Raw genomic sequence first — 20,610 nt, 5'->3', positions numbered from 1 at the left:
TGAACCCATGACGGGTTGCGGCTCGACTCCGCGCAAAACCGGCGCAGATTACCACTGGCGGCTAGCGCGAGCCCAATCTTTGAATGTGAAAAACCGTGGAACGCGGGGGGAGCGGGCCCTGTAGCGGTTGCCGCAGGGCCGGGGGAAGGGATTTCAGGAATATTCGACTTCCAGGGCATCGAGTTGATGGTCGAAGCTCTTGAGACGGGCGCTCCAGGTGTAGACCAGTACTTCGAAATCCCGATCGATCACCGGGCTGTTGCCACGGGATTCGCCACGGGGATCACAGAAATCCAGCTGGTATCGCTCCCGGGCCATGGCGGTGGCGACATCCGACAGTTCCCGGGCATTGCTCAGCCAGTGATGGCCGTCATCGGCCTGTTTGTCGAGCAGCATGCACTGCTTTTTCAGAGCTTCCAGGCTCTTTTCCAGCGGGGTGCCGGTGAGTTCGCCCATGACTTCGGCGAAGGTCCGCCCCGGCTGCCAGTAGCTGCCCCAGAAGTAACGGTCGAACACGGTCTCAACCCGGCGCAGAGCCACCTTGGTGTCCCAGATCATCACCAGGGTCTTGCTCTGTTCGAGCTGTCTTTTCTTGATTTTCTGACTTTGCCACGAGGCCCAGGCCACCACACCGATGGCCAACACCGCGATCAGCGCGCTGGCGCTGTCGAGGAACACCATGGCCTTGTCGATCTGGTGGGCCAGCATGATGCCGTAGAAGTAGGTGGCAGACAGCAGCACCAGTGCACAGAGCGCACACCAGAAGCCCGGAGCATAAGGGTTTTTCATTATTGGAATCCCCATGACCATCACATGCTTTGATCGGCTGGAAAGTCCATTGCACGCAGGACGTTTCCAACAGATCAAAGCATAGCAACGGCCTCAGGGTTTCGCGGGTTGCGAGCCTTGCGTTCGTCCGCTTTCCCAACCGCCGCCCAGGGCCAGGAACAGATCGATCTGGCTCATCGCCACCTGGGTATTGGCCGCCGCCAGCTGCGCGCGCATATCGGTGTAGGTACGGGTGGCTTGCAGGTCGGCGAGGAAGGAAGCGCGCCCGGCCTGGAAGAAACGGTGAGTCTGGTCCGCCGCCAGTTGCGCCGACTGCTCGGCATCCGCCAGGGCCTCGCGGCGTTGCAACTGGGCGCTGTACTGGGCCAGGCCGGTCTGGGTTTCACGAATGGCGTTGAGCACGACTCCGTCGAAATGGGCCAGGGCGCCCTGGCTCGCCGCTTCGGCCTCATGAATGCGCTCACGGGCGCCGTTGGCTGGCACCGTCCAGCTGATCAGCGGACCAAAGCCCCAGCGGTTGGTGGAGGGCTTGCCGAGGTTGTCGAGGATGCCCACGGTGCCGACCGTCGCGCCAATGCTGATGTCCGGGTACAGGGCCCCGGTGGCCACGCCGATGCGCGCGGTGGCGGCGGCCAGTTGGCGCTCGGCCTGCCGTACATCGGGACGACGCTTGAGCAGCGCCGCGCCATCGCCCACCGGCAACAGCTGGGCGATGTGCGGTAACTCGGCGCACGTGCCGGTGCCGGTGGGCAGTTGATCCAGCGGTTTGGCCAGCAGCATCGACAGGCGAAACAGCCCCGACTGGCGCGCGGCTTCATAGCGCGGCAACTCGGCGCGCAAGGATTTGAACTGGGTCTGGGAGCGGGTGACCTGGGTTTCGTCGCCGCGCCCGGCATCGCGCAGGCGCTGGGTCAGTTCGGTGCTCTGGGCTTGCAGGCGCAGGGAGTGTTCGGCGATTTCCCGCTCTTCGTTGGCCGCGCAGACCTGGGTGTAGGCCCGCACCACGTCCGCCACCAGGGTGATGCGCGCGGTATCGGCCGCCGCCTGGGTGGCATCGGCATTGGCCTGGGCCGCTTCGATGCCGCGTTGCAGGGTGCCAAACAGGTCGAACTGGTAAGAGGTGCTAATGGACAGGTTGCCGACGTTGGCCACCGGTACTTTTTCCGGCAGCAGGAAGGCTTCGCCAGACTCCTGCAGGCGCTCGACCCCGGCCTTGACCCCACCGCTCCAGCCACCGGCGGCCTGGGCCTCATCCACCTGAGCCCGGGCCCGGGCCAGGTTGGCCGCGGCCACTCGCAAGTCGGTGTTGGAGGCCAGGGCCTGCTGCACCAACTGGTCCAGACGCGGGTCCTGGTAAAGGCGCCACCAGTCGGCGGGCACCGGCGCCGACACCACATTGGCGCCCTGGGCGGTCAATTGGCCCTGCAGGTCCTGGCGTTGCAGCGCCGCGTCCTTGGGCAGACGGTAATCCGGCCCGACCATCTGACAGGCCGAGAGCAACAGGCCGAGTCCGGCCAGGGCCAAACGTGCGCCGCTGTTCATTGGCCGGGCTCCCGCTTGGCCTGGTCGTCGAGGATCGACACCGTGGCGGTACGCCCTGCAATCATGCGGAAGTCCGCCGGTACGTCATCAAAGGCAATGCGCACCGGAATCCGCTGGGCCAACCGCACCCAGCTGAAGGCCGGGTTGACGTTGGGCAACAGGTTGGAACCGCTGCTGCGGTCACGGTCCTCGATCCCGGCGACGATGCTTTCCACATGCCCGCGCAGCCGCGCGCGGTCGCCGATCACACGGATGTCCACGGACTGACCGACATGGATGCCGTCGAGCTTGGTCTCTTCGAAATAGCCATCGATATGAAAGGAATTGCTGTCCACCACCGACAGCACCGGGCGCCCGGCGGTAACGAATTCCTGAGTCCGCGGTGCGCGGTCGTTGACGTAGCCGTCCACCGGGCTGCGTACCACCGAACGGTCGAGGTTGAGCTGGGCGCTGTCCACCGCCACCTGGGCCTCGGCCAGGGCCGACTGGGCACGGGCTTCACGGGACTGGCTCTCTTCCAGTTGCTCGCGCGGCACCAGATTGCCCAGGCCACGGTTGCGCTTGGCCTCGCGCTGGGCCTGGGCCAGGGTTTCCTGGCGGTCGGCCAGGGCCGCCTTGGCTTGGCGCAGGGCCAGCTTGAAGCGGTCCTGGTCGATGCTGAACAGCACCTGGCCGCGCTTGACCAGTTGGTTGTCGCGCACCTGCACCTGCTGGATCAGCCCGGACACGTCCGGGGCGATCTGCACGATATCGGCGCGAATGTGCCCGTCCCGGGTCCAGGGCGCGAACATGTAGTACATCACCATGCGCCAGACCACCACGACCGCGAAGGTCACCACCAGTAACGTCAGGACCACACGGCCAATGGTCAATAAAGGTTTTTTCATGTCATCAGGTATCGACTGAGAGAGTCCACCGCGCCCAGCAGCAGCGCGTAGAGACCCACGTTGAACAGCGCCCGGTGCCAGACCAGGCGATAAAAGTGCAAGCGCGTCAGCACCCCGTGCACCAACAGGTACAAGCCATAGGTGATGCCCATCAGCACCAGCAGCGTGGGCAGGAACACCCCGCTGATATCCAGATCACCGATCACAAGGGCGCTCCATCAATGCCATGGGGAAGGGGTTGTTCAAGCTCGCCGGTGGCGACGAATTCCACCCCCGGCAGCAGCGCCAGGCGCAGGCCACTGAGGGCGTGCAGCAGATGCAGGCGGGTTTCGTCGTCGCCTTGCAGGCCCTGGCTGTTGAGCGCTCGCCGAGTGCGATCCAGGGTCATCAGCAACGCACTGGGTGCGGGCAGGCGCTCACCGGCCTTGAGGCAGGCCTTGAAGTATTCGCCGACCTCGGCCACCACCCGGCGCAGCAGGGTCTGGGCCTGTCCTTGTACCCGTGGCGCGTAGGCCTGCAGGTCCAGGACATTGAGCGCCACGCGCAACTCCCGCAGGGCGGCACCGGTGTCCTGGCCGGTCATGGCCAGGCGCGGCAGGTGCTGCATCAGCCGGTCGAGCATCTGCGCGCCCATGTGCCGGTGCTCGGCCAGGGTTGCCGGCTCGGAGAGGCTGACGATGTCGCGCCAGCTGAAACGGGTCAGGCGCTTGGCCGCCAGCTCCGAACCGAACGGCCGGGCGATCAGGGTCCAGACAAAGGCAAACAGCAGGCCCATGGGCCCGGCCAGGTTGGCGTTGGCAAAACTCAGGAAGTCCGCGTCGTAGGCGCCCTGGATGCTGATGAAGGACGAGGTGTTGACGATGGTCAGGAGCATGCCCAGGTAGAACCGCGGTTGTACCGTCAGGGTGCCGACGCAGATGAAGGGCACGGCAAAGGCCAGCACCAGCATGGGGAAGTCATGCAGGTTGGGCAGGATCAGGAACAGGTAGAGGCTGGCGAACAGCACCGACATCGCGGTCCAGAAAAAGAACCGGTAGATCTGCGGGGCCGGGTCGTCCATGGAGGCGAAGAAGCTGCAGGCCACCGCCGCGAGGATCACCGCGCTGCCGCCGTCGGTCCAGCCCAGGAGTATCCACAGCACCGAGGCGACGATGATTGCGAGCACCGTCGAGCCCGCCGAGTACAGCATCAGCCCGCGGTCGAGAAAGGGCGTCAGCCGGCCCAGGCGCCAATGCCGGTAGACCGCGCGCCAGGTGTCCTGGCTTTCGCTCTGGATGGCGTGCTGCAGGCTACGGCAGTCCTGCCACAAGTCGATCCACTCGCCGAGGCGGTACAGGGCGTTGGACAGCAGCAACTGGTGCCGGTCATCCAGGGCTTCTGCGCTCGGCTGCAGGGCTTCAAGCTCATCGCGCAGGGCTTGCCAGCGTTCCACCGAAGCGTCCCGGGCGGTGCCTTGCAGCCATTCATCGGCCTTGGCCAGCAAGGGGGCGAACTGCGCCACCCGCTCCGGGGTGCGCCGCTCCAGGGCGTACAAGGCGTCATCCAGAGCATCCACCACCGGCAGCAGGTTGATCATCCGCCCGCGCAGTTCCTTGGTGTTGCGCACCGTCTGCGGCCGGGCGCCTTCGTGGGGCAACTGGCCGATCATCAACTCCAGGGTGTTGAAGGTGCCCACCATCGACGTGCGCAAAGCGCTGACTTCTTCAGGCTGGACGTTGCGGGCCAGGAAGCGTTGGCTGTAGAGCGCGGCATCGGCGAACCACTTGCTGGTGGAATCGACGAACACCGGGGCCAGCCGCCGAGGCCAGAACAGGCTGCCGATGACCGCAGCGCAAATGATGCCGAGGAAGATTTCCTCGGTCCGTGCCTCGGCCACATCCCACACCGCCAGGGGGTTGTCCACCACCGGCAGGGCAATCAGCGGCAAGGTGTAGCCAGCCAGCATCAGGGCGTAGTTGTTGGCAGTGCGCAAATGCATGGACAGGAACAGCAAGATCCCGGTCCACAGGGCAATGATCAGCACCAGCAGATAGGGACTCTGCACGAACATCGGCACCAGCAGCACCGCAGCCGCCGCGCCAAGAAAGGTACCGACCGCCCGATACAGCGCCTTGGAACTGGTGGGGCCGACAAAGGGGCTGGAGACGATGTACACCGTGGCCATGGCCCAATAGGGACGCGGCATCTGCATCAGCATGGCGATGTACAGCGCGATCATTGAGGCGGCGAAGGTGCGTACACCGTAGAACCAGTCCCGCGCGGGGGGCATACCGGTGAAAAAGCCTTTCAAGATGGCAGCACCGGTACATGGCTGGCGGACTCGAAGGCGCGAATCACCCGCAGTGCCGCTTCCAGGTCGCTGCTACTGATGCCTTCGAGGACTTCATGGCGCAGGCGCACCAACTCGCTCTCCACGGCGTGCACCAGCTCGCGGCCGCTGTCGGTCAGGCTCAGGCATTTGGCCCGGCGATCATTGGGGTCTTCACTGCGGCACACGTAGCCGGCGCTGCACAGTTGATCCAGCAAACGCACCAGGGATGGGCTTTCCATCCCCGCGGCCTGGGCCACCGTGACCTGACGCACGCCCTCGCCCAGGCGCCCGATCATCAACAGGGGCACCGCACAGGCTTCGGAGATGCCAAAGTTGACCAGGGTGGTCTGGCAGATACGCCGCCAATGCCGGGACGCGACCACCATGCCACTGCTGATGTTCATGTGGAGTGATTCAAGGGAGTTGGGCACAAGACTGTTCGCACACTGTTAGTTTGCTAACTATCAATATGGCATCGCCGAATAAATTCAGTCAAGTTTTGTAACAATTACCTGATGATGGAGAAACACCGCTTGCCAGCAAACCTCAGCGTTTTCTGGCCTGCTCGCACACAGCGCCACGCTCGCGCTTGCCTACCGCAACCACGCAAACCACGACGCATTCTTCGATCACTTGATATACCAACCGGTAGCCCGAAGCCTTGAGTTTGATTTTGTAGCAATCGGCAAGCCCGTGCAGGGCATCAGCGGGGATTCGCGGCACCTCAAGCCGTTCGGCGAGCTTTTTCTTGAATTGCTCTCGAAGCGTATGCCCCAACTTGCTCCATTCCTTGTGTGCCGAAGGCAGAAACTCAAGCCTATAAGTCATCCAGACTGACCGGAACGGGCGTCTCATGGCTGCGCGCGCGAACGATTTCGGCCAACTCCAGATCATCCAGGCGTTCCATCAACGCTTCGAAAACCTCGGCCGGAACCATGTAGCCCATGACACGGTTGTGATTCAGCACCGCCACTGGCCCGCCCTGGGCACCACTCAAGACGGCAGAAGGGTTTTTCTTCAACTCAGATACGCTGACGGCTTTGTCAGCCAGAATACTTTGCATAATCATGACCTCAATTCAGGTCGTGATTCTGGTCTAAATAGTCCACATCAACAACTGCAGCTCATCAGCCCCCTCGCCCCTTCCTCAACAACACATCCAACTGATCCACCACCTCCGCCCAATCGGCATCGTCGAGCAGTTCCGTGCGCAGGAAATCCGCCTGGCTCTTGCTCCAGAAGAACGCGTCCGCCAGGTGCAACTCCGGTTTCAGCGGGGAATGGGTAGCGATGAATCGATCGATGCTCACCGGGTCATCGGCCAGCCCCAGTTGCTTGAACAGCGCCGGCAGATTGTGGGTCGGTGATTCCATGGTCTGACTCCTGATCAGTGAGACACTTCGCAAACCTGGGCGTGGGGCACCATTTTCAGATACTCAGCCATGCTCATGTGCACCAGGTTGTGGTGATTGCCGGCCTCCAGATAGATGTCTTTCTGCCGGGTCAGGCAGGGGTCGATGACGACATCCAGGCCGTAGGATTCGCCAAGGGCCGGCACCGCGCCGCGCTCGCAGTCGTTGAACAGATGGGCCAGGGTGCTTTCCCGGGTGATCTGCCATTCACCGCTGCCGCGGACCTTGCTCAAATCCAGATGACGGCTGGCGGGCAATACCGCCATCAGGTAGTGACCGTGGTGATCGTCGAGAATCACCGACTTGGCCAGCCGCTGCGCGGGAACCCCCGCCACGTGTGCGGTCTCCAGGCTGCTGGCCGAGTGAGGGTGAGTTATCAGGTCAAATTCGCAATGCGCCAGCTCCAGGCTGCGTTGCACGGTTCTTGCCATACGCATGATGCACCTCGGTGCCCCGAAACCGGTTCGAGGCGGCAGGTTGACGTTCCCTCAAATGAGTCTAGGTCGGGCCAGGGTTGCCGCACCGCGCAACTTCCGAACGGCATTCAACACACTCAGCGCGAGCTGCATAGCGCTGCCACAGAGGCGCACATGACAAACAGTTGGGCCCGGGTGCTGCCTGCGGCGAACTCGCTGACTGTGTGCCAGCCGGCCGGCAAGGGCGCGAACTCCTCGGGTTGATCGTCGGTACCCACCAGCCAGATCCGACCGCTGCCCACCGGCAACGAGCCCAGTTGATCCAGGTAGACCTCATCCGGTTGGTCGATCAGGGTGCCGAAACCATAGGCGTTCGGCCTGCCGGAGGCGCCCCCTGGCAACGGCGGCGTGTACAGCAACGGCTGAGCATCGGTGCGGTTGTAGTAGACGTAGCTCAAGTACCAGAGCATGTCGCTGATGACGATGCGGTCGCCCGGGGCGTAGTGGGTGTTGACGTAATCCACCATCACGCTGATCTGGTCGTTGACGTCGACATCGGTGTTGTTTCGCAGCCCCTGGGCTTCGATCCCCACGAAGACCAGCAACAGGGCCAGAGCCAGCAGTCGCGCGGTGCGCAGCCAGCGGTCGATGACCATTGCCACGATCAACGGCAGGCCCAGGGCATAGGCCGTCAGGTAGCGTTCGATGAACACCGGGGAAATGAACGACACCGCAAACACCAGCAACAGCGGCACCAGGGTAAAACTCGTCAGCAGCCCACCCAGCCGGGTCCGCGAGTCGTCACGCCACGCGGGCACCAGGCAGACCAGCAGCATCAGCAGTGGCAACCCCACGAACAGCGGCCAGGGCAGGCTATCGCCTTCGTCCTGGAGCAAAAGCTGCCAGACCATGGCCGGCAGGGACGACCAGGTCACCGCAGGTTCCCAGCCCACATCGCCACCGGCCTTCAACTCGTCCAGGTGCCGCAGCAGCTCCAGCAGCTCGGGAACCCAGGGCAGGTACAACAGCACCACCAGGGCATTGGCCAGCCACCAGACCGGCCGACCAAGCAACCGCCGACCGTCCTCGCCCCGGGCGCCCGATAGCGCCAGGTACAGCCAATGGGCCAGAACACAGAGCACCGTGAAGTAATGGGTGTAGAACGCCAGCGCCAACAACAGGCTGTAGATCAGCAGGTAGCGCCAGCGCCGAGGCTGGCGTACCCAGTACGCCAGGGCCAGGGTCGCCCCCAGCAGCAACATGCCCAGCAGGGCATACATGCGCACTTCCTGGCTGTAGCGCACGGCGGTGGGCAGCAACGCCAGGAGCACCCCGGCGAGAATCGCCGCTCGTCGGCCTGCCAGCAGCGCCACCAGCCAGACACCCAACCCCACCGTGACAATCCCCGGCACGGCGCTGAACATTCGCACCGACAAAATGCCGTCGCCAAACAGTGCGATCCAGCCATGCAGCAGCATGAAATACAGCGGCGGGTGGACATCGCGAGCGGCATGCCGCCAGATCTCCATCAGGGAATACTGGCTGAGCAGCAGACTGGAACCCTCGTCGCCCCAGATGGCGGACGCCGTCAGGTCATAGAAGCGGATGCCGGCGGCCAGCAGAAAGATCGGCAGCAACCCGTATTCCAGCACCCGCCGGGCCAGCCGCTGCAGCCCAGCGCCCTGCTGCATCATCGTCTGCGGCGACAAACGCCCGACCAGATCCGGCGCTTTGCGAAATTCCATTCACAGCTCCCCTCACCCGCATGACGTGGCTGCAATGACCGGCACAGCATCTTCTTTTGCCTGGAAAACCGCAAAACCCATACAGGCCCTACAGCCGTTGCAAAACATCGGAATCTTCGCTGGCTGCATAGGTGTGCCTCCTGGCCTTCTGTATGATTCGCCCATCTTCAAGGTGCTCCCTCGCGGCTTTGCGAATTAAGGACAATTCATGCGTATCGGTCTTCTTCCATCATTGACCCTGGCCCTGGGCACCTTGTTTGCCGCCCTGGCCCAGGCCAGCTCGGACGACATCTGCTCACCGACCTGGAAGCTCTACGCCAACCAGTTGGACAGTTGCAGCAACCTGCCCTTTCTCAGCCCGGGCAACGACAGCCGGGTCAACCTGCGGCTGCTGCTGGCCGACCAGGGCAGCCTGCCCCTGACGCCCCGGCCCCTGATTCAGGATGAACTAGGCATGGGCTACGGTCCCGTGCCCTTCATGCACTATCGCCTGCACCCGGCGCAGCCCGAGCTCGACCCCGCCACTGGCAACCCACCCAAACCCGGCCCCTCGCCCGCCACCGAGCAGCTCGACAGCCTGCTGCAGGCCGTGGGCCTGCGTCGCGCCAACCAGAAAACCGCCGGCGACGGCTTTCTCTCCGGAGAAGGCAGCCGCTGCCGCAGCAACTCGGACGCCAGTGCCCTGGCGTTTGTCGAGCAGCTCAACCAGGCGCAGCTGAGCCCGGAAGAACGCCAGGCCCTGGCCGAGGCCCGGGTGCAACTGCTGGCCAGCTGCGACTGGAACGCCAGCGAAATGAGCAAGCTGCTGCCGGGCAACCTGAACTCGCCAGCGGCCAAGGCGTTCGCCCGCTACCTGCAGGCCGCCGCCGACTTCTACAGCGGCCGCTTCAGCGAAGCCGGCAACGGTTTTGCCGCGCTCAAGGACAATCCCCAGCCCTGGCTGGCCGAAACCGCGGCCTACATGAGCCCGCGCACCCTGCTCAACCTGGCCCAGCAGAACGCCTTCGATGAATGGAGCATGGTCAATCTGGAGCATGTGGACAAAGCCGTCCTGCAACAGGCCAGCGCCGGTTTCGAGGCCTACCTGAAGACTTATCCACAGGGCCGTTACGCCGTATCCGCCAAAGGCCTGATCCGCCGTGTGCACTGGCTGAAGGGTGACACCCAGGCCCTGGCCGATGACTACGCCGAGCAACTGACCCAGGCACCCGGCACCCCGCGCAACATGCCTCTGGACGACTTGGTGGAAGAAGTCGACTACAAACTGCTGAGCCTGCCCGAAGACAACTTCAAGGCCCCTCTGCTGCTGGCGGTCAAGGACCTGATGCGCATGCGCGACGCGCCATCGGCGCCTCTGACCCGGGACGCCCTGCAACAGCAGAAGGCCCTGTTCGCCAGCCAGCCGGCGCTGTTCGACTACCTCCAGGCCGCTTTCAGCCTGTATGTCGAACAGCAACCGGCGGCGGCGCTCAAGCAACTGCCCAGCCAACTGCCGACGCAACTGGACTACCTGAGCTTCAGCCAGCAGACCCTGCGCGGCCTGGCCCTGCAGGCCCAACAGGACTGGAAAGGCGCCGAGGCGCTGTGGCTGCAACTGCTGCCCCTGGCCCAGCAACCGCTGCAACGCGAACAGCTGGAACTGGCCCTGGCCTACACCTACGAGCGCAGCGGGCAACTGGCCAAGGTGTTCGCCGCCGACTCGCCGATCAAGACCGCCCAGGTGCGCGCCATTCTCCTGCGCCAGGTGGCCTCGCCCAAACTGCTGCGCCAGCAGGCCCAACAGGCCGACTTACCAGCGGAGCGCAACGCCGCGCGCTTTATCCTGCTGTACAAGGACCTGACCCGCGGCCAGTACGCGGCCTTCGGCAAAGACTACGAGCAACTGCCGCCCAGCCTGCCCGACGATAGCCTTGGCGCCAGCCTGGGCTACATCTACCTCGATACGCCGCCACTGCGCGACTTCCGCTGGAATGGTCCCCAGCCTGAAGAGCAACAGCCGGACTACCGTTGCCCGAGCCTGGTGGAGACTGCCGCGCTCCTTGAGCGTGACCCGAAAGCGCCGGCCGGGCTGCTCTGCCTCGGCGAGTTCATGCGCCTGAACAACTTCGATCAGATGCCCCTGGACACGCCACCGAACGCCCAGTCCCTGGGTGGCACCCAGGACACCTTCCCCGGCAAGCCGTTCTCGCGACTCGACGGCTATCAAGTGGTAATCAACAACCCCAAGGCCAGCCGTGACGAACGCGCCTACGCCCTGTACCGAGCCATCTACTGCTACGCCTCCTCCGGCAACAACCGTTGTGGCGGTGCCGGCGTCGAACCGGCCGTGCGCAAGGCCTGGTTCCGCCAGCTCAAGGGCAAGTTGGGGGACACCCAATGGGGCCAGTCGCTGCGTTACTACTGGTGAATCCAAAACGCCTGGCCGGCTGCCTGCTGTCAGTGTGCCTGTACTGGGCAGCACCGGCAGGCGCCACCGTAGACGCGGCGCAATACGACGCCTTCTGGCTGTGGAGCGGAGTCAAGACCCAGCCAGTGCTGGCCCAGGCCAAGACCCTGTACATCCTCCAGGGCCAGATCAGCCGTTCGCGGCGCCATCCGGCCAGCGGCGTCCAGCTCATCGCCCAGGGCCTGCCGGTGTCGCAGCTGCCCCAGGAACAGGTCTGGGTGGTCTACCGCGCCCACACCCTGGCCTGGCCGGAGTCGCTGTATCGCCAGTTGCTTGGCCAGGTGCAGCGCTGGCAAGCCACGGGCACGCCGGTGATGGGCATCCAGATCGACTTCGACAGCAGCACCCGCGACCTCGAACGCTATGCGAGCTTCCTGCGCGACCTGCGCCAGCGCCTGCCGGCGCACTACCGCCTGAGCATCACCGGCCTGATGGACTGGGGCAGCAACGCCGACCCGCAAGCCATCAGCCAGCTCAAGGGCGTGGTGGACGAAGTGGTGGTGCAGACCTACCAGGGCCGCCGCAGCATCCCCAACTACGCCAGCTACCTGCCGCGCCTGGACCGCATGGGCCTGCCCTACAAGGTTGGCCTGATCCAGGGCGGTGACTGGCAGGAGCCCCAGGCGCTGCGCGATAGCCCCTGGTTCAGGGGCTATGTGGTGTTTTTACAGAATCCTTGAGAGCAAGGCGGTCTGGCGGACACCTTTGCTGGCAAGCCTGCGCCGGCAAAAGCCAAAAGCGCACAACGCTCCAGCTCATCAGCCTGATGGACCCTTACCAGTCATAGGTCAAACTCGAGACCATGGTCCGCCCCTCACCGTAGTAGCAGTCCCAGATGCTGGTGCACTTGGCGACGTAGGTCTTGTCGGTGAGGTTCTTCACGTTCAGTGCCAGCTTCACGCCCTTCCATTGCAGTGGTGATTTTTCCAGGTCGTAGCTCAGGCTGGCGTCGTACACGGTGTAGGACGGGATCTGGAAGGCGCCGTCGTAATCGGTGCCATAGCTGCCCTTGACGTAGCGGGTGCCGACGCCTGCGCCCAGGCCCGCCAGCGGCGTGTCGCCAAGGATCGTGTAGTTGAGCCACAGCGAGGCGGTCAGCGGCGGCATGCCGGCCGGGTGACGCCCTTCGCGCCCGTCGTTGTCCTTGGTGTACTTGACGTCGTTGCGTGACGCCGAGGCAATCACGTCCAGCGATTCGCTGAGGCTGGCCTTGGCTTCCAGCTCGATGCCACGGGAACGCACCGCGCCACTCTGGATGCTGAACCCGGGGTTGGCCAGGTCGGAGGTCAGGATGTTCTCCTGATCCAGCTGGTAGGCCGACACCTGGACGAAACTCTCCTGGCCCGGCGGCTGGTATTTCATCCCCACTTCGTACTGCTTGCCGCTGGACGGCTCGAAAGCGCTGCCCCCGACGCTGGTGCCACTCAAGGGCAGGAAGGATTCCGAATAGCTGACAAAGGGCGCCAGGCCATTGTCGAACAGGTACACCAGCCCGCCGCGCCCGGTGAAGGACTGGCTCTTGGCGTTGGTATGACCACCGTTGAGCGGCGTCTTGTTATCGGTTTCCGCCCAGTCGTTGCGACCGCCCAGCACCAGCACCCACTTCTCGTACTTGATCTGGTCCTGCACATACAGGCCGGTCTGGATGATGGTGTTGTCCCACTGGTAAGGGTTGCCGAAATTCAGCGACTGGCCGTAAGTGGGGGTGAACATGTCGAGGATCGGCGGGTTGTAGTCGTACTTGCCGTGAAACTTGGAGTTGGAGTGGTAGTAGTCCAGTCCCATCACCAAGGTATGGCTGAAAGGCCCGGTGTCGAACTCGGCCTGGGCGATGCTATCCACGCCATAAACCTTGTTGTGCTGCTTCCAGTCCACCCCGTAGCGGGTCATGTAGCGCTGGTCGTTGAGGCCGGTCTTGGGATTGCTGACGAACTTGTAGCCGTGCAGCGGCGCGCGGTAGCGGTCATCGACGTCGGCGTAGCGGGCGTTCTGCTTCAGGGTCCAGACATCGTTCAGGCGATGGGAGAACTCGTAGCCGAGGACGAACTGGTCGCGGTCGTAGGCATTGACCCCGGGCTCGCCGAGGAACAGGTCGCGGTCGATCTTGCCATTGGGGTTGGCGAACACCGTGCCCACGCTGGGCAGGCCCTGGGCCTCGGGTACGTCATTGTCCTTCTGGTACTGGGCGAACAGCGTCAGCTGGGTGTCGTCATCGGGCCGCCAGGTCAGGCTCGGGGCGATGAACTGGCGCTGACGCTGGACGTAATCGACGGCGTCCTGGCTGTCGCTGGCCAGCCCGGTCAGGCGATAGAGGAACTGCCCCTGCTCATCCAGCGGGCCGCCCAGGTCCAGGGCGACGCTCTTGTGGTCATAGCTGCCGGCTTCCAGCACCAGCTGATGCAAGGGGGTTTCGGTGGGCCGCTTGCTGACCATGTTGACGATGCCGCCCGGCTGGTTTTGCCCGTAGAGCACCGAAGCCGGGCCCTTGAGCACTTCGATGCGCTCCAGGGCATAGGGCTCGATCTGCAGGGCACCACCGGTACTGCCGCCGCCGTAGGGCAAGTGCAGGCCATCGAGGTACATCGGCGTCGGGGAAAAACCACGGGAGGTGGGTTCGTCGAAAATCTTCACCCGGTCGGAAAAGCCACCGCCGGTCATGCCCGGGGTATAGAGCAGCGCTTCGGTCACGCTTTGGGCGCCGCGGGCCTTGATCTCCTTGGCGCCGATCACGTTGATGGTCTGCGGAATCTCCACCAGCGCCGAGTCGGTCTTGCTCCCGGTGGCGCTGCGTTTGGCGACGATCCCCGGCACCGCGCCCCAGGCATCCTCGGTCATCTGCGTGGCGCCGATCCGGGTCGGCGCCAGCTGCAGCGCGCCGTTCTCGGCCAAAGGTTGCAGGCCCCAACTGGCCCCGGTCTGCACCGCCTGCAAACCACTGCCAGCGAGCAACGTCTGCAGGCCCTGTGCGACCTCGTAGCGCCCATGCAGGCCGGCACTGTGCTTACCGGCCGTCATGCTCGCATCCACCGACAGGAGAATCCCCGCGGCACTGGCGAAACGATTCAGGACCTGATCGAGATTGCCGGCGGCAATCTGGTAGTCCCGCGCCTGGCTCTGGCTGCCGCTGTCGGCCTGGGCCAGGCTCGGCAACACCGGGGCCATGGCCAGCAGCGCGACAAAGGCGCGGCGGCGGGCAGCGGTGCCCAGGGTCAAAATGGATGCTGTGGTCTGGTAAGGCATTCCTGAACTCCCCATGAGAATGCGTCTTGATCGGCTTTCATGGGGTATCCCGGACAGCTCAGCAGAATCGACAATCGCGCAGAAGAATTATTTGCAATCAGTCCCGCGGCTTGAGGGTCACCCAGTAGCGGGTCACCGCGTGCGCCCGCACCGGCAGCGAACGTTCCAGGGCCGCGAGTACCGCATCGCTGTCCGCCAGGGGGAAGACCCCGGTGAGCAACAGGCCGGCCACCTGCTCGTCACAACGCAACAGCCCCGGGCGATAACGCGCCAGCTCGGTGACGAACTGCCCCAGGGGCTGGCGTTCGGCAATCAGCCGGCCCTGGCTCCAGCTGCTGGCATTGACCTCGGCCACTTGCCGCGCCGAAACCCGCCCGGCGCTGAACCACAGGCGCTCGCCGGCCTTGAGTTGCAGGGCCGGGGCATGCCGGGGACTGACCCGCAGCGCACCTTCGTAGAGATCGACCCGGGTGCCGCCGTCCAGCTCGCGCACGGCAAAGCGCGTGCCCAGGGCCTGGATGTCTCCGGCGGCGGTTTCGACGATCAGCGGCCGCGAGGCATCATGCCCGCTGGTGAGCAGGAGCTCGCCCTGGATCAGACGGATGCGCCGCTCACTGGCACTGAACAGCAGGTCGACGGCGCTGGCGCTGTTGAGGTCCAGGCGACTGCCGTCGCTCAGGGTCAGGTGGCGAATTTCTCCGGTGGCCGTACGCTGCCCGGCAAAGGCCGCCCGCCAAGGCTGGCTGTCCTGGACCAGGTAACCGCTGCCCCCGGCCACCAACAGCAAGCCCAACAGTTTCAGCGCCGCACGTCGTTGCGGGTCCGGGGCCTGCGCCAGCAGCACATGGGCACTGTGCTCCGGCACCCCGCCCAGGGTTTGTTGCAGTTGCTGCAAGCGCTGCCAGGCCCGCTGGTGTTCGGAGTCAGCCTGTTGCCAGGCCACGAACGCCTCGCGCTGCTGCGCATCGAGCTCACCACCCCAATGCAGCATCAGCCATTCACTGGCCTGCTCGACGATGGCGGGAGCAATGGGTGCCTGATGCGCCTTCATTCTTCGTAAAGCACCTGATAGCAGGCCTGGATCGCACGGATCATGTACTTCTGCACCGAACTGACAGAAACCTCCAGGCGCTCGGCAATCTGGGCATAACCCAGCCCTTCGAACTGCGACATGACAAAGGCCTGGCGCACCTTGTCCGGCATGCGATCGAGCATGGCGTCGATCTGCATCAAGGTTTCGAGGATCAGTGCGCGGCTTTCCAGGGAGGGCGTCTGGGGTTCCGGCAGGTGGGCGATGCTTTCCAGGTAGGCGCGCTCGATGCGCAACCGGCGCCACTGGTCGATCACCAGATTGCGCGCGATCTGCGCCAGGTAACTGCGGCTTTCCTGGTGCCCGGGAAAGCGCCCCGACAGCAACAGGCGCAGGAAAGTGTCCTGCGCCACATCCGCCGCATGCTCGCGATCGCCCAGGCGCTTGCGCAACCAGCTCTGCAGCCAACCGTGATGATCTCGATACAGACGATGGAGCTGGGCGTTACCGTCAGTGGTTGCTTCCATGAATGAAACTGCACACATGATTGAGAGCAATTATCATTACACTTTTTTCTCAATCCAGGCAAAAAGGCTTTCAGTGCCCCTGACTGGCGGCGTGCAGCGGATACACCGACTCCCAGCCTCCCCCCAGCGCCTTGTACAAACCGACCATGGACAGGGACACCCCCGCTGAGCTTTCCACCAGTTGCTCCTGGGTGGCCAGCAAGGCGCCCTGCACGGTCAGGACGTTGACGAAATCCACCACTCCTTCGACGTATTGCTGCTGCGCGGTACGCAAGGCGATCTGATTTTGCCGCACCGCTTCGGCCAGGCTGTCGCGGCGCAGCTGGCTGGCGTTGTAGCGGGTCAACTGGTCGTCGATTTCGTGCCAGGCCCGCAGCACGGTCTGCTGATAGGCTAGGGCCGCTTCCTGCTGCTGGGCCTCGCGCAACTGGAGCATGCCGCGCAAACGACCCCCGTCGAACAGCGGCAGGCTGAACTGCGGGCCGATGCCGAACTGGCGGGAGCTCCAGGAACCAAAATCTGCCAATTGCAGGGCCTGGGAACCGAAGTTGCCGGACAAGGTAATGCGCGGATAGAAATCCCCCTTGGCCACGCCGATACTGGCCGTAGCAGCATGCAGCCGTGCCTCGGCCTGGCGGATATCGGGGCGGCGTTCGGCCAGCTGCGACGGCAGGCCGATGGCCACTTGGCTCGGGGGTTGGGGCACCGGCGCGTCACTGGCCAACACCTGGTGCAGGGCCTGGGGCGGCTCGCCCAGCAGCAGGCTCAGGGCGTTGATCAACTGCGCCTGACGCTGCTGCAACTCCGGCAGCCGGGCCTCGATGGTCGCGACCTGGGCCGCCGCTTCGGCCACATCCAGGTCAGTGGCCACGCCATCGGCCAGGCGCAGTTGCGAGAGTTTCAGACTGCGCCGGGCAACCTCGAGGTTCTGCTCGGTAACGGCTCGGGTGCTCTGCACGCCACGCAGTTGGATGTAGTCCTGAGCGACCTCCGCCAGCACCGACAGCAGCACCCCGCGCCGGTCGTTCTCCGCCACTTCCAGGGTCGCGTCGGCGGCCTCGGTCTCGCGCCGGACCCGGCCCCACAGATCCAGCTCCCAGGCGGCGGAAAAACCCGCTTCCCAGAGATTGAAGGCTGACTTGCCGTTGTTCCCCGAGGGGTCGCTCAAGCCTTCGCCACTGTTGCGCTTGCGCCCGTAGCCGCCATTGGCCGCCGTGCTCGGGTAGCGCTCGGCGGTGATCACCTGGCGCGCCGCCCGGCTCTGCTGCAAGCGACTGCTGGCCAGTTGCAGGTCGAGGTTGTCGCTCAGGGCGCGGCGACTCAGGGCCGACAGTTGTGGATCGTTGAACACCTCCCACCAGCGCTCCTGCATGGCACTGTCCACCGCCTGGCTGGCGGCGGCCTGCGCAGGGGCCGACCAGGCCTGGACCTGAGTCGCCTGGGGCCGCTGGAAATCCGGGCCGACGCTGCAGGCCCCCAACGCCAGCAAGCTCAGCACCAGCAATGCAGGGCGCCACGAAAGGTGCCTTGGCAACGAACTCTCTTGGATCTGCCGCTCGATACTCATCGCTGGGTCACCTCGCGGGCACGGGTGGTGGAGCTGTGGGTGTCCACGCTGGCTTCCACCGACATGCCGACCCGCAGGCGCTCGGCCATGGGCTGGTTGGGGTCCAGGAGAATCTTCACCGGAATGCGCTGCACCACCTTGGTGAAGTTGCCGGTGGCGTTGTCCGGCTTGACTGCGGCGAAGGTCACGCCGGTGGCCGGGGCCAGACTCTCGACGCGGCCATGCAGGGTTTCGCCGCCCAGGCTGTCGACCCGAACTTCGACCGCCTGCCCGGCGTGCATGGCGGTGAGCTGGGTTTCCTGGAAGTTGGCCAGCACATAGGCCTGCTGCAAGGGCACCACGGCGAGGATCTTGCTGCCGGGAGTGACATAGGCGCCAACCCGTACCGCGCGCTCGCCGACCATGCCGTCCACCGGGGCGACGATGCGCGTGTAGGACAGCTCGTAGCTGGCCATTTCCAGGGCTGCCTGGGCCCGCTTCAGGCCGCCTTCGGCCGCATCACGCTGGGCAGTGAGGATCTCCACCTGCTTGCGCTCCGCCGCCAGGGCCGCAGTGGCCGTGGCCAGCCGGGCGCTGGCCTGGTCGATGCGGGTCTTGGCCTGCTGGGCGTTCTGCACGGTGCCGGCGCCGACCCCGGCCAGGTGGTTGTAGCGATTGAGTTCGTGCTCGGCAAAGGCCATTTCGGCCCGGGCCGCTCCCAGGGCCGCCTGGGCCTGGGCAATCACCGAGCTCTGCCGGTCCAGGGTGGCCCGGGCGTTCTGCAACTGGGCCTGGGCCACCAGGGTCTCGGCATCCGCCGCCTGGGCCGCGGCCCGCAGGTCACGGTCATCGATCAGCGCCAGCAGTTGCCCGGCCTTGACCTGCTGGTTGTCCTCCACCAGCACTTCCTTGATGAACCCGGCCACCCGCGGCGCCACCAGGGTGTAGTCGGCGGCGATGAAGGCGTCGTTGGTGCTCTGCTCGCTGGAGCGGCCGAACAGGCCCGGCATCACCAGGTAGGCCAGCACGCCAAGGGCCGCTACCGTCGCCACGGCGACGGCGATTTTGTCTTTGCTCTGGATCGTCATAAAAACCTTCTCGTTCAAGTGGGCGCCCGTGGTGGATAGATCCGCGTCGGCAGCCAGAAAATCAGCAGGATCAGCGCAGCGGCCACCCCTGCCATGCAGAAATACAGATCGGCGGAGGTCAGCACCAAGGCTTGCTGGTGCAGGCGCTGAGCCAGCCCGGGCACCCGGTCGTCCACCAGGGGCGAATTGCCCAGGCGGTCCACCAACATCGTCGAGTGGAAATGCAAACGGTGGGTGGTGAGCACATCCAGCACCCCGGTGGCGACCACCGCCGCCAGGCCTTTCACGGTGTTGAACCAGGCCGAAGCAAAGGGCCCCTCCACCGGCGTGATGCTGCCGGTGGACAGCATCAACAACGGCAGCACCGCCATCGGCTGGCCGAAGATCTGCAGCAGTTGCAGCCCATAGAAATCGTCACGAATCCAGGCCGAGGTCAGGTGCGTGCCCCCCAGGCAAGACAGCACCAGCATGCCCAGGCCGATCCCCAGCACCCAGCGGCAGTCGACCCAGCGCAGGTTGCACAGGGCCGCCACCAGGGGCAGGGCCAGCAGTTGCGGCAAGGCCATCACCAGCATCACCGGTGCGGTCTGCAACGGTCGATAGCCCTGGACCTGAGCCAGGTACGCCGACGGGATAATGATCACTGCGGTCAATACCACCAGCACCCCGGCCAGGGTCAGCAGGGCGAAGGACAGGTTGCGGATGCCGAGCATCTGCAGCTTGAAGAAGGGAATCGGCTGCGACCATTCGTTGATCATGAACAGCACCAGCAACACCAGCCCGCCGACCAGCAGCACACTGATCAGCGGCGACTCGAACCAGTCCAGGCGATTGCCCTGAAGGATGCCGATCACCAGCATGCAGATCGCCGGGAAGCCCAACAGCAGCCCACGCCAGTTGAACTGCTTGCAACGCTCCAGACGCAACGGGTCCTGAGGCAGGCCGTAAGCCACCGCCGCCATGGCCAGCAGACAGGGCGCCACCACCTGCCAGAAGGCCCAGCGCCAGCCCACGTACTCGGTCCACAGTGCCGCCAGGGGCGTGCCCAGGCTCGGGCCGAAGGTGGCGGTCAGGGCATAGCCGGCCAAGCCGTAGAGCTTGACGTTGGCCGGCAGGAAGCGCAGGGCCACGGTCATCAGCATCGGCGGCAGCGCGCCTCCGGCCAGGCCTTGCAGAGTGCGCAGCAGCAACAGGCTCTGGTAGTTGGGGGCGAAGGGGCACAGCACCGCCAGCAGGGTGAACAGCGCAATGGCGCAGAGGGTGAAACGCCGCAGGGAAAAGGTCACCGAACACCAGGGCGCGAAAGCCATGGCCGCCACCGAGGTGGCGGAGTAGCACGCCACCAGCCAGGTGCCTTCGTCGAATCCGATGAACAACGCGCCGCGGATATCCGCCAGGGCGATCTTGGTCACCATGTCGTTGAGACCGGAAACCAGCACCACCAGCAGCACACCCACCAGGCCGATGATGATTCGCGGTCCGAAGACCGGTGGGGCAATGGCTGCCGGCTTGCTGGCGGCTTCAACCGAAGCGGGCGCAGCGACAGCGAGAGAACTCATGGAAATACTGCTCCAGACAAGAAAACCAGAGCAGTTTATGAACAGCCAGTACTGACGAAAACTGACTTATCG

General features: G+C 64.6%; 19 protein-coding genes. 2 read left to right on the top strand and 17 right to left on the bottom strand.

Annotation, left to right across the window (positions count from 1 at the left end):
- Nucleotides 1-153: 153 nt before the first annotated feature.
- The 11 genes from PQT43_RS29360 to PQT43_RS29310 all read right to left on the bottom strand — a co-directional run bounded on the left by PQT43_RS29360 (nt 154) and on the right by PQT43_RS29310 (nt 9,102).
- Nucleotides 154-789 carry an NADH:ubiquinone oxidoreductase subunit N gene (locus PQT43_RS29360; protein WP_102882680.1) on the bottom strand — a complete coding sequence of 212 codons (636 nt, stop codon included), beginning with the start codon at nt 787-789 and terminating at the stop codon, nt 154-156.
- 93 nt (nt 790-882) lie between these two features.
- Nucleotides 883-2,331 carry an efflux transporter outer membrane subunit gene (locus PQT43_RS29355; RefSeq protein ID WP_272755394.1) on the bottom strand — a complete coding sequence of 483 codons (1,449 nt, stop codon included), beginning with the start codon at nt 2,329-2,331 and terminating at the stop codon, nt 883-885.
- A complete protein-coding gene (locus PQT43_RS29350) occupies nt 2,328-3,218 on the bottom strand; it encodes an efflux RND transporter periplasmic adaptor subunit (protein WP_267269188.1) in 891 nt (296 codons plus the stop codon). Before PQT43_RS29350 ends, PQT43_RS29355 begins: the two co-directional genes overlap by 4 nt.
- Nucleotides 3,215-3,424, bottom strand: a complete 210-nt coding sequence (locus PQT43_RS29345; protein WP_011058538.1) for a DUF1656 domain-containing protein — start codon at nt 3,422-3,424, stop codon at nt 3,215-3,217. The genes PQT43_RS29350 and PQT43_RS29345 overlap by 4 nt, the downstream gene beginning before the upstream one ends.
- The gene (locus PQT43_RS29340) at nt 3,421-5,508 is read right to left on the bottom strand and encodes an FUSC family protein (protein WP_110595254.1); all 2,088 of its coding nucleotides are present in this window, start codon (nt 5,506-5,508) and stop codon (nt 3,421-3,423) included. Before PQT43_RS29340 ends, PQT43_RS29345 begins: the two co-directional genes overlap by 4 nt.
- Nucleotides 5,505-5,933: a MarR family winged helix-turn-helix transcriptional regulator gene (locus PQT43_RS29335; protein WP_110595253.1), complete on the bottom strand. Its 429-nt coding sequence runs from the start codon at nt 5,931-5,933 to the stop codon at nt 5,505-5,507. The genes PQT43_RS29340 and PQT43_RS29335 overlap by 4 nt, the downstream gene beginning before the upstream one ends.
- Before the next feature lie 142 nt (nt 5,934-6,075).
- Nucleotides 6,076-6,357 (bottom strand): type II toxin-antitoxin system RelE family toxin, encoded by a 282-nt coding sequence (locus tag PQT43_RS29330; RefSeq protein ID WP_272755391.1) that lies wholly within the window; start codon nt 6,355-6,357, stop codon nt 6,076-6,078.
- On the bottom strand, nt 6,347-6,592 hold the full coding sequence (locus tag PQT43_RS29325; protein WP_060841856.1) for a type II toxin-antitoxin system Phd/YefM family antitoxin: 246 nt from the start codon (nt 6,590-6,592) through the stop codon (nt 6,347-6,349). The genes PQT43_RS29330 and PQT43_RS29325 overlap by 11 nt, the downstream gene beginning before the upstream one ends.
- Before the next feature lie 64 nt (nt 6,593-6,656).
- On the bottom strand, nt 6,657-6,902 hold the full coding sequence (locus PQT43_RS29320; protein WP_102862558.1) for a DUF2789 domain-containing protein: 246 nt from the start codon (nt 6,900-6,902) through the stop codon (nt 6,657-6,659).
- A gap of 14 nt (nt 6,903-6,916) precedes the next feature.
- Nucleotides 6,917-7,378 carry an aminoacyl-tRNA deacylase gene (locus tag PQT43_RS29315; RefSeq protein ID WP_272755389.1) on the bottom strand — a complete coding sequence of 154 codons (462 nt, stop codon included), beginning with the start codon at nt 7,376-7,378 and terminating at the stop codon, nt 6,917-6,919.
- A 116-nt stretch (nt 7,379-7,494) separates the two neighbouring features.
- Nucleotides 7,495-9,102, bottom strand: a complete 1,608-nt coding sequence (locus PQT43_RS29310) for a glycosyltransferase family 39 protein (RefSeq protein ID WP_442962480.1) — start codon at nt 9,100-9,102, stop codon at nt 7,495-7,497.
- Between the two features lie 208 nt (nt 9,103-9,310).
- Between PQT43_RS29310 and PQT43_RS29305 the strand changes: the two genes are divergently transcribed.
- Nucleotides 9,311-11,509, top strand: a complete 2,199-nt coding sequence (locus tag PQT43_RS29305) for an outer membrane assembly lipoprotein YfiO (protein WP_272755387.1) — start codon at nt 9,311-9,313, stop codon at nt 11,507-11,509.
- Nucleotides 11,479-12,228: a DUF3142 domain-containing protein gene (locus tag PQT43_RS29300; RefSeq protein ID WP_253085822.1), complete on the top strand. Its 750-nt coding sequence runs from the start codon at nt 11,479-11,481 to the stop codon at nt 12,226-12,228. The genes PQT43_RS29305 and PQT43_RS29300 overlap by 31 nt, the downstream gene beginning before the upstream one ends.
- 94 nt (nt 12,229-12,322) lie before the next feature.
- Here the strand turns inward: PQT43_RS29300 and PQT43_RS29295 are convergent, their stop codons facing one another.
- The 6 genes from PQT43_RS29295 to PQT43_RS29270 form a co-directional block, all read right to left on the bottom strand.
- Nucleotides 12,323-14,788 carry a TonB-dependent siderophore receptor gene (locus PQT43_RS29295; RefSeq protein ID WP_267269185.1) on the bottom strand — a complete coding sequence of 822 codons (2,466 nt, stop codon included), beginning with the start codon at nt 14,786-14,788 and terminating at the stop codon, nt 12,323-12,325.
- A gap of 97 nt (nt 14,789-14,885) precedes the next feature.
- A complete protein-coding gene (locus PQT43_RS29290) occupies nt 14,886-15,839 on the bottom strand; it encodes a FecR domain-containing protein (RefSeq protein ID WP_110597170.1) in 954 nt (317 codons plus the stop codon).
- The gene (locus tag PQT43_RS29285; RefSeq protein WP_102882666.1) at nt 15,836-16,345 is read right to left on the bottom strand and encodes a sigma-70 family RNA polymerase sigma factor; all 510 of its coding nucleotides are present in this window, start codon (nt 16,343-16,345) and stop codon (nt 15,836-15,838) included. The genes PQT43_RS29290 and PQT43_RS29285 overlap by 4 nt, the downstream gene beginning before the upstream one ends.
- Before the next feature lie 70 nt (nt 16,346-16,415).
- Nucleotides 16,416-17,912: an efflux transporter outer membrane subunit gene (locus PQT43_RS29280; protein ID WP_258381524.1), complete on the bottom strand. Its 1,497-nt coding sequence runs from the start codon at nt 17,910-17,912 to the stop codon at nt 16,416-16,418.
- Entirely contained in the window at nt 17,909-18,979 is a 1,071-nt protein-coding gene (locus PQT43_RS29275; RefSeq protein WP_267269183.1) for an HlyD family secretion protein, read from the bottom strand. Before PQT43_RS29275 ends, PQT43_RS29280 begins: the two co-directional genes overlap by 4 nt.
- 14 nt (nt 18,980-18,993) lie before the next feature.
- Nucleotides 18,994-20,538 carry an MFS transporter gene (locus PQT43_RS29270; protein WP_267269182.1) on the bottom strand — a complete coding sequence of 515 codons (1,545 nt, stop codon included), beginning with the start codon at nt 20,536-20,538 and terminating at the stop codon, nt 18,994-18,996.
- Between the last annotated feature and the right edge of the window lie 72 nt (nt 20,539-20,610).

Origin of the sequence: Pseudomonas sp. BLCC-B112 (assembly GCF_028550695.1) — a bacterium.
GTDB classification, from domain to species: Bacteria; Pseudomonadota; Gammaproteobacteria; order Pseudomonadales; family Pseudomonadaceae; genus Aquipseudomonas; species Aquipseudomonas danubii.
The sequence above is the reverse complement of the archived record's forward strand: the minus strand, read 5'-3'. Positions and strand labels throughout refer to the sequence as shown.